General features: G+C 70.0%; 11 protein-coding genes. 8 read left to right on the top strand and 3 right to left on the bottom strand.

What is annotated here, in order from left to right:
- Window positions 1-115 precede the first annotated feature (115 nt).
- The 5 genes from L1785_RS16235 (at window position 116) to glnA (ending at window position 5,170) form a co-directional block, all read left to right on the top strand.
- A complete protein-coding gene (locus tag L1785_RS16235; protein WP_236090326.1) occupies window positions 116-817 on the top strand; it encodes a TetR/AcrR family transcriptional regulator in 702 nt (233 codons plus the stop codon).
- A 44-nt stretch (window positions 818-861) separates the two neighbouring features.
- Window positions 862-1,590, top strand: coding sequence for a lipoyl(octanoyl) transferase LipB (gene lipB, locus L1785_RS16230; RefSeq protein ID WP_308113353.1), 729 nt, complete (start codon window positions 862-864; stop codon window positions 1,588-1,590).
- A 5-nt stretch (window positions 1,591-1,595) separates the two neighbouring features.
- Window positions 1,596-2,597 (top strand): lipoyl synthase, encoded by a 1,002-nt coding sequence (lipA, locus tag L1785_RS16225; protein WP_236090324.1) that lies wholly within the window; start codon window positions 1,596-1,598, stop codon window positions 2,595-2,597.
- Between the two features lie 110 nt (window positions 2,598-2,707).
- Complete coding sequence (locus L1785_RS16220) at window positions 2,708-3,439, top strand: DUF4191 domain-containing protein (protein ID WP_236090323.1); 732 nt, start codon at window positions 2,708-2,710, stop codon at window positions 3,437-3,439.
- Window positions 3,440-3,745: 306 nt separating this feature from the next.
- Complete coding sequence (gene glnA / locus L1785_RS16215) at window positions 3,746-5,170, top strand: type I glutamate--ammonia ligase (protein ID WP_236090322.1); 1,425 nt, start codon at window positions 3,746-3,748, stop codon at window positions 5,168-5,170.
- A gap of 920 nt (window positions 5,171-6,090) precedes the next feature.
- Here the strand turns inward: glnA and L1785_RS16210 are convergent.
- The gene (locus tag L1785_RS16210; protein WP_236090321.1) at window positions 6,091-6,864 is read right to left on the bottom strand and encodes a class I SAM-dependent methyltransferase; all 774 of its coding nucleotides are present in this window, start codon (window positions 6,862-6,864) and stop codon (window positions 6,091-6,093) included.
- Between the two features lie 237 nt (window positions 6,865-7,101).
- Between L1785_RS16210 and L1785_RS16205 the strand changes: the two genes are divergently transcribed.
- The 3 genes from L1785_RS16205 to L1785_RS16195 all read left to right on the top strand — a co-directional run bounded on the left by L1785_RS16205 (window position 7,102) and on the right by L1785_RS16195 (window position 8,987).
- Entirely contained in the window at window positions 7,102-7,560 is a 459-nt protein-coding gene (locus L1785_RS16205; RefSeq protein ID WP_236090320.1) for a hypothetical protein, read from the top strand.
- 21 nt (window positions 7,561-7,581) lie between these two features.
- The gene (locus L1785_RS16200) at window positions 7,582-7,869 is read left to right on the top strand and encodes a tyrosine-type recombinase/integrase (RefSeq protein ID WP_236090319.1); all 288 of its coding nucleotides are present in this window, start codon (window positions 7,582-7,584) and stop codon (window positions 7,867-7,869) included.
- A 197-nt stretch (window positions 7,870-8,066) separates the two neighbouring features.
- Entirely contained in the window at window positions 8,067-8,987 is a 921-nt protein-coding gene (locus tag L1785_RS16195; protein ID WP_236090318.1) for an expansin EXLX1 family cellulose-binding protein, read from the top strand.
- Between the two features lie 207 nt (window positions 8,988-9,194).
- On the opposite strand, the gene L1785_RS16190 is transcribed toward L1785_RS16195, so the two are convergent.
- Window positions 9,195-11,966: a beta-L-arabinofuranosidase domain-containing protein gene (locus L1785_RS16190; RefSeq protein WP_236090317.1), complete on the bottom strand. Its 2,772-nt coding sequence runs from the start codon at window positions 11,964-11,966 to the stop codon at window positions 9,195-9,197.
- Window positions 11,967-12,114: 148 nt separating this feature from the next.
- Window positions 12,115-14,862 (bottom strand): VWA domain-containing protein, encoded by a 2,748-nt coding sequence (locus L1785_RS16185; protein WP_236090316.1) that lies wholly within the window; start codon window positions 14,860-14,862, stop codon window positions 12,115-12,117.
- Window positions 14,863-14,997: the final 135 nt, after the last annotated feature.

Here is a 14,997-nt window from a genome sequence, read left to right as displayed (position 1 = left end):
CCGACCTCTCTCGCGTGACTGGTGCTTCCTTTCGAGAGCAATGCTCTCTCCTCGTGGCGCGCCATGTCAAGAGCACTGCTCTCGCATCTGGGCACCGCTCTTGTAGGCTGACGCGATGAGCTCGAGCCAGACCGCCCGCAGGCGTGCCCGCGCGGAGCTGACGCAGGAGATCGTCGACATCGCCCGGGGGCAGCTCGCGACGTCGGGCGCGGCCGGCTTGTCGCTGCGCGCCGTGGCGCGGGAGATGGGCATGGTGTCGTCAGCGGTGTACCGCTACTTCCCCAGCCGGGACGACCTGCTGACCCGGCTGATCATCGACGGGTACGACGCGGTCGGCGAGGCCGTGGAGCAGGCCGACGCCGCCGTCGACCCGGACGACGTCACGGGCCGCTGGGTCGCCGTGTGCCACGCCGTCCGGACGTGGGCCCTGGCCCACCCGCACGAATACGCGCTCCTGCACGGCTCCCCGGTGCCGGGGTACCGCGCCCCGGACGACACCGTCGGCCCGGCGGCCCGCGACGCGGTGGTGTACGGCCGCATCCTCTCGGACGCGTGGGCGTCCGGCAGGCTCGTCCTGCCCGACGGCGGCCCGCCCGCCCCCGCGCCGCTCGCCGATGACCTCGAGGCGGTCCGGGCCATGATGCCCGGGGTCCCGGACGCCGTCGTCGTCCGCGCCGTCGCGCTCTGGGCGACGCTCTACGGGATGGTGAGCTTCGAGGTCTTCGGCACGTTCGACACGGTGGTCCGTCTGCGTGACGTGCTGTTCGACCACACCGTCCGCAGCCTCGCGGCCTGGATCGGGCTGCCGGGCACCTGACCCGCCACTGACCCCGCCGCTGGCCCGCCACCCGGCGGCGTAGGGTGGCGTCCGTGGACATCGAGCACCTGACCGGCCACGTGGACTACCACGAGGGCTGGGACCTGCAGCGGCGCACCCACGAGGAGGTGCGCACCGGCGAGCGCGGGAGCACGGTCTTCCTGCTGGAGCACGCGTCCGTCTACACGGCGGGCCGGCGCACGCGCCGCGACGAGTACCCGACGGACGGCACCGAGGTGGTCGACGTCGACCGCGGCGGCAAGATCACGTGGCACGGGCCCGGGCAGGTGGTCGCGTACCCGATCGTCTCGCTGGCCAGCCCGATCGACGTCGTCGCGTACATCCGGACCCTCGAGGAGGCCGTGATGGACGTGTGCACGCAGCTCGGCGTGGAGACGATCCGCGTCGAGGGCCGCTCCGGGGTGTGGGTCGCCGCCGACGCGACCGCCGTCGGGCGGCACTCCGCGCCGCGCCGCGAACGGAAGATCTGCGCGATCGGCGCCCGCGTCGCGAAGGGCGTCACCATGCACGGGCTCGCCCTCAACTGCGATGCCGACCTGGCCGCGTTCGAGCAGATCGTGCCCTGCGGGATCGACGACGCCGACGTCACGTCGCTCAGCGCGGAGCTCGACCGCCAGGTGACGGTCGACGAGGTCAGGCCGCTGCTGGCGAACGCCCTCGAGCGCCGCCTTGTTCCCCTGCTCACGGTGACGAACCCCACGCCGGAGCCGGTCCGGGCGCCCTCGACGGCCACGGCCGCTGCCGTACTCTGAACCGCATGACGCTCGCACCCGAAGGCCGTCGCATGCTGCGTATCGAGGCGCGCAACTCGGCCACCCCGATCGAGAAGAAGCCCGAGTGGATCAAGACCCGGGCGACGATGGGCCCGGAGTACCGGGACATGAAGGGCCTCGTCAAGAGCGAGGGACTGCACACCGTCTGCGAGGAAGCGGGCTGTCCCAACATCTTCGAGTGCTGGGAGGACCGCGAGGCGACCTTCCTCATCGGCGGCGACCAGTGCACCCGGCGGTGCGACTTCTGCCAGATCGACACCGGCAAGCCCGCCGACTTCGACGCCGACGAGCCGCGCCGCGTCGCGGAGTCCGTCAAGACCATGGGCCTGCGGTACAGCACCATCACCGGCGTCGCGCGTGACGACCTGGCCGACGGCGGCGCGTGGCTCTACGCCGAGACCGTGCGCCAGATCCACGCGATGAACCCGGGCACCGGCGTCGAGCTGCTCATCCCGGACTTCAACGCGATCCCCGAGCTGCTGGACCAGGTCAACGACTCCCGGCCCGAGGTCCTCGCGCACAACGTCGAGACCGTGCCGCGCATCTTCAAGCAGATCCGCCCGGCGTTCCGGTACGACCGCTCCCTGTCGGTCCTCACCCGCGCCCGCGACGCCGGCCTCGTCACGAAGTCGAACCTCATCCTCGGCATGGGCGAGACCATCGACGAGGTGCTCGTCGCCCTCCAGGACCTGCACGACGCCGGCTGCGACATCATCACGATCACCCAGTACCTACGCCCGTCGCTGCGCCACCACCCGGTCGACCGGTGGGTGCGCCCCGAGGAGTTCGTGGAGCTCTCGCAGGCGGCCGAGGAGATCGGCTTCCTCGGCGTCATGGCCGGCCCGCTCGTGCGCTCGTCGTACCGCGCCGGCCGCCTGTGGGGCCAGGCGATGACCAAGCACGGCCGCGCCATCCCCGCCGAGCTCGCCCACCTCGCCGAGCCGACGACCTCCCGCCAGGAGGCGGCGAGCCTGCTCGCCCGCTGACCCGGCATCGCCCGGGGCGTACCGCGCCCCGGGCGGTCCCACCTCCACAGCCCGATCCGGCCGCAGCGCTCGTGCGAGGCGTGCCGGTCACCCAACGTAGGATTGACGTCATGGCCCGAACCCCGTCCGGAGCCGGCGCGCGCACCGACGCGTCCGCAGGCACCAAGAAGCCCCGCAAGCAGCGCTGGTACCACCAGGTGTGGGCCGTCTACCAGATGACGCGCAAGCAGGACCCGTCCGTCACCTGGCTGTTGCTGGGCGCCTTCGTCGGGGTCGTCGCGGTCGCGCTGGCCATCGGCCTGGTTTTCGGCCAGCCCTGGTACGCGCTGATCGTGGGTGTGCCGTTCGCCGCGCTCGCCGCGATGTTCGTGCTGTCGCGCAAGGCCGAGAAGGCCGCCTACACGCAGATCGCGGGGCAGCCTGGCGCCACCCGCGCCGCGCTGGGCACCGTGCGCGGCGGCTGGGCGTTCGAGGACGAGCCGGTCGCCCTCAACAAGAACCAGGACTTCGTCTTCCGCGGCGTCGGCCGCGCGGGCGTCGTGCTCGTCTCGGAGGGCCCGGCGCACCGCGTCGCCAAGCTGCTCGACGACGAACGCCGTCGCGTCGCCCGCGTCCTGCCGAACGTCCCCGTGACGATCGTGCAGTGCGGCGAGGGCGAGGGGCAGGTGACGCTGACGAAGGTGGCGCGCACCGTGCAGAAGCTCAAGCCCACGCTGACGAAGCCGGAGGCGGCCGAGATCGGCAAGCGCCTCCGCGCCCTCGGCGGCGCCAGGCTGCCCATCCCGAAGGGCGTCGACCCGCTCCGCGCCCGTCCCGACCGCCGCGGGATGCGCGGACGCTGAGCACGCTGACACAGGGGCGCCTCCCTCCGGGGATGCGCCCCTTCGGCTTGTGATCTTCGTCGTGTCGGCGCCGGTGGGGGGCCACGGGGCTTCCCGTCCGGCCCTCGGACGCCGTCGGGCCACCGCGGCCCCCATCTGGCAGTCTGGGAAACGCTGCCGAGCGCCGTACCCCACGCTCCCCGAGCGGTTACACCGGCGTGAGTTCCGTGTAACGCGGGGGAAACATTCGGTAACGCCAGAGAAACCCCTGGCCCCTAGGTTCGGGACGACCCGAACCCGGGCATCGAGCGAGCAAGGAGCGCATTGATGTTCAAGAACGCCGAGGAGGCGATCGCCTTCACCCGCGACGAGGGGGTGGAGTTCGTCGATGTCCGGTTCATTGACCTGCCGGGCATCATGCAGCACTTCAACATCCCGACCGAGCAGTTCTCTGCGTCGTCCTTCACGGACGGCCTGATGTTCGATGGCTCGTCGATCCGTGGTTTCCAGGCGATCCACGAGTCCGACATGAAGCTCGTGCCGGACGTCACCACGGCGTTCGTGGACCCGTTCCGCAAGCGCAAGACGCTCGTCATGAACTTCTCGATCGTGGACCCGTTCACGGACGAGCCGTACTCCCGCGACCCGCGCAACATCGCCGCCAAGGCTGAGGCCTACCTCGCCTCCACCGGCATCGCGGACACCGCGTTCTTCGCCCCCGAGGCCGAGTTCTACATCTTCGACGACGTGCGCTACTCCACGTCGGCGAGCGAGAGCTTCTACAGCATCGACTCCGTCGAGGCCGTGTGGAACACCGGGCGCGAGGAGGAGGGCGGCAACCTCGGCTACAAGACCCGCTACAAGGGCGGCTACTTCCCCGTCTCCCCGTCCGACCGGTTCGCCGACCTGCGTGACGACATGGTCGCCTCGCTGGGTGCCGTGGGCCTGGACGTCGAGCGCGCGCACCACGAGGTGGGCACCGCCGGCCAGCAGGAGATCAACTACCGCTTCAGCACGCTGCTCGCGGCCGCCGACGACCTGATGAAGTTCAAGTACGTCATCAAGAACGTCGCCTTCGAGGCCGGCAAGTCGGTCACGTTCATGCCGAAGCCGATCTTCGGCGACAACGGCTCGGGCATGCACTCGCACCAGTCGCTCTGGGCGAACGGCGACCCGCTGTTCTACGACGAGAAGGGCTACGGCGGCCTGTCCGACATGGCCCGCTGGTACATCGGTGGCCTGCTCAAGCACGCCCCGTCGCTGCTGGCCTTCACGAACCCGTCGGTGAACTCGTACCACCGACTGGTCCCCGGCTTCGAGGCCCCGGTCAACCTGGTCTACTCGGCCCGTAACCGCTCCGCCTGCATCCGCATCCCGGTCACGGGCACCTCGCCCAAGGCGAAGCGCATCGAGTTCCGCGTGCCGGACCCGTCGTCGAACCCGTACCTCGCGTTCTCCGCGATGCTGATGGCCGGCCTGGACGGCATCAAGAACCGCATCGAGCCGCCGGCGCCGGTCGACAAGGACCTCTACGAGCTGCCGCCCGAGGAGCACGCGAACATCGCGCAGGTCCCCGGCTCGCTGGGCGAGGTGCTCGACAACCTCGAGGCCGACCACGAGTACCTCACGCAGGGTGACGTGTTCACCGAGGACCTCATCGAGACGTGGATCGACTACAAGCGGACCAACGAGATCGACCCGATCCGTCTGCGCCCGCACCCCCACGAGTTCGAGCTGTACTACGACATCTGATCGGTCGGTCCCAGCGACCCGCTGAGATGCCGCGAAACGGCGGCTGACCTGCACTTGCGTCTCGCGACGTTGTGCAACGTCAGCCGCCGTTTCTCATGCTCCCGTGTAACTCGTGTGTAATTCCACAGGTGGCTCCCCGGTCCCTGGCGGGTTCATGCTGGCAGAGCCACGCGAGTTGGTGGCCCTGCCACAGGTGGGGACCTCGGGGTCCCTGATCCTCCGTCATCCGTCGGCGCGGGGCTCGTCTTGGACATCGGTTCTGCCGGCAGTGCAACAGGTCGATCCTCGACGCAAGCAGCCACTTGGCCCCCGAACTTCTCAAGGGAGCCTTGCCGCCCGGTGGCTGAGCTGCCACGGCCGTCTGCCAACAAGGCTGGTCTGGATGCGTGTCCGGTCTTGCCGGCGGTGGGGTGCGACGGGGGTGCGGCCGAGGGCGCCCCAGCGCCCGAGGTCGCGGGGGACCCTGTCGCGGGGCCCCGCCGACGAGCGGGACCGGCGCCGCGAACCCGCGCCCTCGATCTGGTAGAGGTCAATTCGGCAGTCCGCCCCGCTCGGGGCGCACCCGACTCACGTTCCCGAACCGTTCGCGTCCGAACACCGTCATGGACCGGCTCCGCGACCTCGGCGTGAACCTCCTCGGTGCCCGCAACCGAGCCATCGGCGAACTCGTCATCGAGTGCCCTCCGTCGCTGGTTGCCGACGCCCTCGGGTACAGCCACCAAGTCGCGTTCCTCCATGCTGAGAAGGCCGCAGAACCCTGGGCGCGCTACGCGGGCCGCCGTGTCCGCTCGCCGAAACGCACGCAGCAGGACTCCTCGTCCGAGGCGTTGCGTTGCCTTGACCGCCTGAACGCACCGATGAGAGGGCGCAAGCGTTCTGCGAGCAACCGCGCGGTCCGGCCAGGGGCTGAGAGCCCGGTGTCATACCTTGCTCGCGACCACCATGTAGTTCTCGGCCTCAAGATCGAACGTACTCACTTCCGTCCGGAGTCCGACCCGGTGCAGCTCGACTTCGAGTTCCTCGTACCGGTAGGGCCAGCAGGACAGCAGTTCCGAGCGGACAAGAACCAACCCAGTCGCATCAACTTGCGCGATCGCAATCTCGATGTGGTGCTCCTCCTCCCAATGCGGCGCAATCTCCCAGCGGTAGACCACGACGGCATCGCGACCGTTCCGGCGGACGAGTCGGTCACTGATGTCGAGCCGGGAACCTCTGGCCCTCACGAGTTCCCAAGTGCGGGATGTGAGTACCAAGCGCCCGCCAGGGCGCAGAAGCCGCGACATCGACTCCAGAGCAGCACCCCTGCCTGTCGCGCCCGCGGCATGGTGAAGCGAGTTGCCAACGCAGAACACCATGTCGAACGTGTCGTCCTCGAAATGGTCGGGCAACTCTTCCCAGCTCGCCCGCACGGCCCGGACGGATGCCCCGAACTCCTCAGACAACTCCGCAGTCCGACGAACCATCGCTTCGCTGGCGTCAGTTGCGACAACCTGCATGCCACGACCGGCGAGGCCAACCGCCAACTGTCCGGTTCCGCACGAACAGTCGAGGACGTGAGCGTTCGACGGCAGGAGACTGAGGACGTCATCGAACGACGCTGCGAACTCGGCTGGAGGCAACTTTGCATCCGAGATCAGCCATTCGTACACCTCGGCAAGCACGTCATAATCCGTCACAACCACTACCTCCGTCACGCGGCAGACTCACGGTGGGACGTCAGTCCATCGGCGGAGCGAGCCGGGCACCAATGGTTTTTCGCAAGGACAACCCGTCCGCATGCCCGCGGGGCCCGATCTGCCCATGCGGAAGGATGGCATCTATGTGGGAATCGGATCGGGCACCGGAGGTCGCGCGGCGGTGGCTGGCGGACCTCGGGCAGCGCTGGCTGCGCGTGCAGAGCGTCGGTCGGCTCGCGGATCAGCTCGCCGCCGATGCTGGGCTTCCGGATGACGTCAGGGCGGCCGCGTGGCTGCAATGACGTGGGCAATGCCCCTGACTTGGCCCGGACCGGGTTCCACCCGCTCGACGGGGCTGTCTACCTGACCGAGTGCGGGGCTCCTACGGAGGTCGTCGGGCTCGTCGCGTGGCACACGGGTGCGGTGTGGGAAGCCGCCGAGCGCGGACTGTCCGACCAACTGGCCCGGATGCCTGAACCGTCTGCGAAGTGGCTCGATGTGGTCACGTCGATCGACCTGGTCACTGGGCCTGATGGCGTCGCGACGACGCCGGAGAAGCGCGTCGCGGAAATCCTGAGCCGCTACGACTCGCCGCATCCTGTGCACCGTGCCGTGAAGTTCTCGGGGCCGGAACTCCTCGCGGCTTCCGCTCGTGCCCGGGCGACGCTGGGGGTACCCGATGAATGGCCGCTCGGCTCCGCTGAGCGCGTGTGAGAGTCGGAGGCGCATCGATGGGTGGCGCTCGTCACGGTCAAGGTGCCGCTCGCTCGCGAGAACGGCTGTCACATGCTCCGGCACGTCTACGCGTCGACGCTGCTCCACGCCGGCGAGCCGATCAAGGCGGTATCGGCCTACCTCGGACACGCTGACGCCGGGTTCACTCTGCGCACCTATACGCACCTCCTGCCGGGTAGCGATGACCGCACCCGGAATGCGGTGGACGCGATGCTTGGTGTAACCGATGTGGAACCCGCCGCCGAGACGGGGGTATCGGCCCAGGTCAGCGACGGTTCATCCGGCTGACCTACGACATCTGATCGGTCGGTCCCAGCGACCCGCTGAGATGCCGCGAAACGGCGGCTGACCTGCACTTGCGTCTCGCGACGTTGTGCAGCGTCAGCCGCCGTTCCTCATGCTCCACCCTTGATGAGGCGTTGGTACCCTTTGCGCGGCCTGTGGTCACTGACGCACCGCCGACTCGATCCTCCGAACGGACAAACATGAAGATAGTGAGGCACGCCACGCAGCAGAGCGGGCGCAGGTACCGGCTCATGTGGGGCGCCGCGGTCGCGCTGACCGTCGTGGGCGTTCTCTCGTACCCGGTCATGGCGTCGCTCTCCGACGGCGCGGCCGACACCGCGCGAACCGCGGCCGACACCGCCGCCACCCCGCAGGTGAGCACCCCGACCCCCACAGATACCCCGACTCCGACAGATATCCCCACTCCGTCGGCCAGTGCATCCGCCCCGGCGGCGTCGCCGTCGCCCGCCACGACCCCGGAGGCGACGTCGACCACGGCCCAGTCTGCAGGACGGATTCGCCCCCAGACCACGTACGAGGGAGACGCCACCCACTACGAGGCCGCGGACGGCAACGGAGCCTGCCTCTTCGGCCCGAGCGACGACATGATGATCGCGGCGATGAACGAGACCGACTACGAGACCTCCAGGGCGTGTGGCGCATACGTGCTCGTCCAAGCGGCGAACGGCGCTTCCGTCACGGTGCGCATCACCAACCTGTGCCCCCTTCCCTGCGCACCCGGGCAGATCGACCTCAGCAAGCAGGCATTCGCCGAGCTCGCCGATCCAGTTCTCGGCCGGATCCCGATCACCTGGAGCCTGCTGAGCCCCGGTACGACCGACACGATCTCCATCCGGTACAAGGACGGATCGAGCCAGTGGTGGTGCGGCATCCAGGTGATCGACCACCGGAACCCGGTCGCGCAGCTGGAGGTCAGCACCGGGGGCGGCTGGCGGCCGTTGCCCCGTACCGGCTACAACTACTTCCTCTCCGAGAACGGCAGCGGGTGCGGCGGCGACATCAGGATCACGGACATCTACGGCGAACAGCTGACCGTCAGCGGGCTCGCCGTGCGGGCGGACGTCGTACAGCCGACCGGGGTCCAGTTCGCTCAGCACTGAGGATCGCCATCGGCCGGGAACGTTGGAGCTCCAACGTTCCCGGCCGATCTCGCGTCTCGCCGAACCGCCGCGTTTCCGCAGGAACGCAGACCCGGCGGACAGACCGACTCGCCCGCTTTCAAGCAGCCATGGATCAGTGAGCTTGGTCGCGTCGTCGGGCGGCCGTGAGGCCCGCGACCGTGGGGTCCGGGGGCCTCACGGGCAGGCTCACACGAAGCGCCAGAGATGGTCGTTCGTGCCGTTGTCGTCCCAGACGAGCACCTGCGCGCCCTGAGCGGTCGACATGTTCTGGACGCCAAGGACCCGTCCGCCTGCGGCCTGGATGCGGAACGTGTCACCGGACGTGTACCGGAGCCGCCACTGCTGGCTCGTGGCCCCGGTGTCGGTCATCTGCACGGCGCGGGTGCCGTTGGCCGTGCCGCCCGACTCGACCGCAAGGACCTTGCCCGTGTGCTGGTTGCGCAGCCGGAAGTACCCGTTGGTGCCGACCACGGCGGTCCACAGGTGGTCGGCGGTGCCGTTGTCGCCCCACTGGATCACGAGCGCGCCGTCGGCGGTGGACATGCCGGTCACCCCGAGCACCTGGCCGCTGTTGACGTTCTGGATCCGCCGCGCGCCCGTCGGGACGAACCGCCACCGGTTGTCCGCCGAGCCGTTGTCCGGGTCCATCACGACCTGGGCGCCCCGGGCCGTCGAGCCGCTTGCGGTGCCGAGCAGCTTGCCCGTGTGGTTGTTGCGCACCCGGTGCGTGCCGTCGCCGTCGTCGAGGATCGTCCAGAGGTGGTCGGCGGTGCCCGTGTCGCCCCACTGCAGGACGCGCGCGCCGTCGGCCGTGGACATGTTCTCCACGCCGAGCACCTTGCCGCCGTTCATGCAGCGCAGCTTGACAGCCGTGCCCGAGACGACGGGCACCCAGTCGTGGTCCGTCGTGCCGTTGTCGTCCCACTGCAGCGCAAGGGCGCCATCCGCGGTCGACGCGTTCAGGATGCCGAGCACCATGCCGCTCGCGACGTTGAACAGCCGGAACGGGGAGCCCGCGCCGGTCGCGCCACCGACGGACCAGTACACCGTGTAGTTGAAGCCGTGCGCGTCGTAGAACGGCGCGAGGTTGACGGTGGCGCCGTTCGCGGTCGCGGTGAACGCGAGCGAGCTGCTGCTGGTGCGGGTCACCGAGGAGGTTGTCAGGGCCGGAGGGCTCGACAGGGTGGTGCTGCCGTAGTTGCCGGCCAGGACGACCGGCCCGTAGAAGATCGCGGCGACGTTCGCGTTGTCGTTCGACGACTCGACCCGCACCGTCATGGGCAGCCGCACCGTGACGGTGTCACCCGAGGTCCAGGACCGAGTCAGGGTCGCGTACGTGCCGGGTGTGGTGGCGACGGACTGCGCCACGCCGTTCACGGCGATCGTCGCGCCGGTCGCCCACGCCGGGATGCGCACACGCATGGCCCACGAGCCGCTGACCGAGCCTGTCACGGTGAGCGTGGTGGTGTCGCTGACCGGGTACGACGTCGTCTGGGTGACCGTGATACCCCGCTCGGTCCACGTCAGGACCGACGGCATGAACAGGTTCACCGTGAGCGTGGTGCCCGAGCGGAAGTAGATCGAGTCCATGAGCTTCGTGTTGGTCTCGAGGCCAGTGCCCTGGCAGCACCAGAAGGTGGAGTAGTCGGTGCTCCACGTGCCACCGCCCCACTTCGGGCCGACGCCGCGCCGGCCGCCGGGCTGCAGCGGGGTGAAGTACGTGACGTGACCGTGCGCGTCGGCGGCGTTCTGCGCCCCGATGAGGTGGTTGAGCAGGGCGCGCTCGTAGAAGTCGAAGTACCCCGCGTTCTCCGCATCGAGCAACCACAGCTCGCGCGTGAGCTTGAGCATGTTGTACGTGTTGCACTGCTCGCAGGCGTCGTTGCTCAGGTACGTGGAGATCGCGTTCGGTGCCCGGAAGTGCTCGTCCTGGCTGTTGCCCCCGATGGCGTACGTGTGCGCGCCGACCGTGATCGCCCAGGCGTTGCGGGCGATGTCCCGGTACCGCGTGGTGCCCGTGGCCTTGTACTCGCGCGCGGCGCCGATCCACTTGGGCACCTGGGTGTTGGCGTGCAGCCCCGCGAGCTGATCAGAGTTGTTCGCGAGCGGGTCGAACACGGCGGCGTGGTCGAACCGCTGAGCGACGGTCAGCCAGCGGGCGTCGTTCGTCATGAAGTGCAGGTCCGCCAGCACCGCGTTCATGCCGCCGAACTCGATCTTCAGTGTGGTCTGCATCTGCGCGGTCGTCAGCCGGGCCGTGCGGGTGTCGACCCAGTCGGCCATCCGCAGGAGTACGTCGCGTGCCTGCGTGTTCTCCATGTACCGCCACACGTCGAGCAGGCCCGCGAGCGTCTTGTGCAGCGAGTAGTACGGGACGTTGCCGTTGCCTGTGCCGGTCTCCGCGACGCCGATGTCCGACTCGGGGAAGCCGGCCAGGTAGCCCGCGGCGAAGCCGCGGGCGGCGTCGTTCGCCTGACACTTGGCCAGCTCGGCAACCATGTAGGCGGCCTTGTCGCGGCACACCGTGTCCCCGAGCACTGCCCACGCCTGCGCCCACGCCGACAGGAAGTGGCCCTGGCTGTGCGTGCGGAAGGGGAAGTCCGGCGCCTCCCAACCGCCCAGCGCCGCGGCGCCGCCGGTCGACAGCCCGTGGTTGGCGCGGAAGTTGTACAGCAGCCGGTCGACGTCCACGAAGCGCAGGTAGGACAGCGTGCGGTTCTGGTTGTCCATCCAGCGGCTGTCCGTGAGCCGGACCTGGCCCAGGGTGAACTCCGACGCCGCGGCACCGACCTCGCCGCGCGCAGGTGGGACGACCGCAGACGCCATGGGGGCCGACAGGAGTGCCGGGCCGACGGCGGCTGCGGCCCCGGCGACGGCGGCCCCGCGGAGCACGGTGCGCCGGCGCACGTCCAGGGACGCGATGGCGGACAAGGGTGTGTTGAACTGCTGATTCTTCATCGAACCTCCAGATGAGCGGCAGGACAGGAACCTCATACGCCGCTGGCGTCCCGAGACGGACGCTGGAGCGCTGCGTCGAGCTCCAATGGCGGATGTTAGCGCTCACACGGCAACTGGGCCATACCCGGCGGGCCGTGCGATATCCCCCTCAGCCCCCCGCCCCCGGCGCGGTCGCCGCCGCCGTCGGCTCGGCCGGGCAGTCGTAGCTGGGTGAGGTCAGCGTCTTGGCCTCCCTGCTCGGCAGGTCAGCCGCGCCGCCCGGGCTGCCGAAGTTGCCGAACACGGCGAGCAGGACGTCCTCGATGTTCTCCTGGTCGGTCGACGCGCCGTAGAACTTCGCGTCGGTGCGCGCCGCGATCTCCCCGAGCAGGCACTCGTCGGTCTCGTTCCCGTACGGCACCGTGTAGATGCGGACCTCGCGCTCGGGCTCGTCGATGGTGCCGATCAGCGCGTCGACCTGCTCCTGGGTCGCGGGCGGGTTGTTCACGCCGTCGGTGAGCAGCACGACGGCCTGGACCCTCTCGTCGTCGCTGCTCGTCGGGAACTTCGCCTCCAGTGCCTCGTGTGCGGCGATGGTCGCGTTCACGAGCGCCGTCCCCGACCCCGACGACTGCAGCCCGTCGATCACGGCGTGCAACGACACCCCGTCGCCCACGGGCTGGAAGTCCGCGACGGGGACGGGCCCGTCCGCGAACGTCCAGATCGCCACCTCGTCGCTCGGGTCGAGGAGGTCGAGAGCACGGTGGGACGCGGCCCTGACGTCTTCGAGCGGCCCGCCGGCCATCGACAGGGACGTGTCGAGGAGGAGCAGCACCTGCGCCTTCTTCCGCACCCCGTCCCACTGCGCGCGCATCGCCTCCAGCACGGTCGCGTCGGGGACCGTGATGCGCGTGGACTGCTCCGCCGCCGTCGTCGTCCGGAGCTGGTCGGTGCGTGTCAGCGGGTCGCTCGGCCGGCGGAAGCCGACGTCGAGGAACCGGTCCTGCTGCGCGTCGTCGGTGAGGTACGCATAGAACGCCTCGGCCACCGCCCGCTGGTCGTCGTCGATCCAGGGCATCAGCAGGTAGGGGTGGTCGAGCACCACGGTGCCCTCGAGCGGCTGCAGCGCGTCGAGGCTCGCGACGGGCTCGTACTCCTCGTCTGCCGGCGGGGCGTCGCAGTCCGCCTCGGCACCGTCGGGCTTGCCCTGGTTGTAGGAGTGGATCATCTGCTCCTGGAGCACGAGCGCGTCCACCGGCGCCGTCTGGCCGCAGTAGAGGTTCTCGAGGTACTGCGTCGCCTCCTGGCCGTAGCTCGCGACCGAGGACTCCACGTCCCGCACCCAGCCCACGACGTCGGGGTTCTCGACCAGGTCGACCGTCACCCCCTCGCTGTCGCCCGGGAGAGCCTTGACGGCCGCGTCGTAGACCGCGACGGTCGTGGCGAGCCCGGACGTCGAGTAGAGCGGGACGTCGCGCCCGAGCACGAAGTCCTCGCTCTCGGCGTCCTTCTTCAGCGCAGCCCACGACATCGTGGCAGCGTTGCCGGGCGCGCTGGGTACCGCAATCGCCATGACGCTCGCCGTCACCGAGCCGAGGTTCTCCCCCTCCAGCCCCTTCGCGGAGACGAGCAGGTCCGACCACATCGTCGAGGTCGGCATCCACACCGCGGGTGGCGGCGGCTGCGGGGTCTCGTCGATCTCGATCGTCTTGGCGACGATCTCCTGGTCCCAGCGCTCGGCGCCCGCGAGGGCCTCCATGGCCCCGCCGGAGGTCAGCCCGGCAGCCTGCACGTCCACGCACCGGCCGTCGACGGTCTCCTCGGCGTTGAACTGCTGGGCGAGCTCTTTCACGAGGTCGTCCTTCTCCGTCGAGATGCTCACGGGCACGACGACGCACGGGCCGGGAGCCACCGGGGGCCGCAGGATGCCCAGGGCGCTCAGCAGGAGAAGGGTCGCCCCGACGGACGCCGCCACGGTGCCACCGACCACGACGGTCGGCCGGTGCCGCCTGCCCCACCCGACGACCTGGGCGGGCGCCTCCCGCACCTGGTCACGCGCCTTGCCGGCCCAGCGCAGGACGGCTTCGACGACCACGCGCGAGATCCGTTGCGGCCGCCTCGCGGGGATGTTCAGCCCTTCGAACACCGCGGAGGACAGGGCGCGCGCCTCGAACCGGCCGTCCCGGGACGCGGCCTCGACCATGAGCCCGACGACGCGGCCCGTCGTCACCTCGACCACCGGACCACCGCAGAACCCGGGCCGAGGGCCGGCGACCCCGCCGTGGTCGCCGTCGATCTGGAGCCATCGGCCGTCGACCGTCCCCCGCACGTGCCCCGCGACCCAGGTCTCCCCCGCCGGCCCCGCGCCGGTGTCGGTGTAGCCGAACAACGAGACGTCCGTGCCCGCCGCGGGTCGCCCGAACCGGAACGGCAGCACGCTGCGCGGGACCCGGTCCGCCTCGTGGACCTCGAGGGCGACGACGTCGTTGCCCGCGTCCTGGGTGCGGTACCGCACCTGCCGCTGTACGACGCCGTCCCCCTCGCCGAGGTGCGGGAACGTCACGGTGAACCACAGGGACAGCGGGTTCTTGTCCCGCGCGACCCGTTCCAGCACGTCCCAGGACGTGAGGACCCGGCGGGGCGAGACGACGAAACCCAGGCCGACCGGGACGCCGTCGTCCACGAACGCGACAACGGCCTTGCTCCAGCGTTCCTGACGCGACCGGGCCCTGGCGCCCGGGCTGGAGTACTCCTGGAGCTGTGCCACCAGCTCGCCGGCCAGCGTGCAGGCGAGGGCGAGCCACAGAAGCGGGGACGCGAACGCCTCGCCGAGGTCCCCGTCGACGCGTTCCACGGCGACGGAGCCGAGCACAGCAGTCAGCGCGAGTCCGACGGCCCTCGCGATCTGCTTGCCCATGCATCCGCCTTCGTCCGGATCCGTCCCTGACCTGGGGAGACTATCGGGTGCGGTCCGACCCTGCCCGGATGAAGTGTGGTGCGAGGTCGCGGGAGAGAGCGCCGCCCGGCGCTGACCCCGGCAGCCGGCGGAGTC

The organism is Antribacter soli, from assembly GCF_021568775.1.
GTDB classification, from domain to species: Bacteria; Actinomycetota; Actinomycetes; order Actinomycetales; family Cellulomonadaceae; genus Antribacter; species Antribacter soli.
The sequence above is the reverse complement of the archived record's forward strand: the minus strand, read 5'-3'. Positions and strand labels throughout refer to the sequence as shown.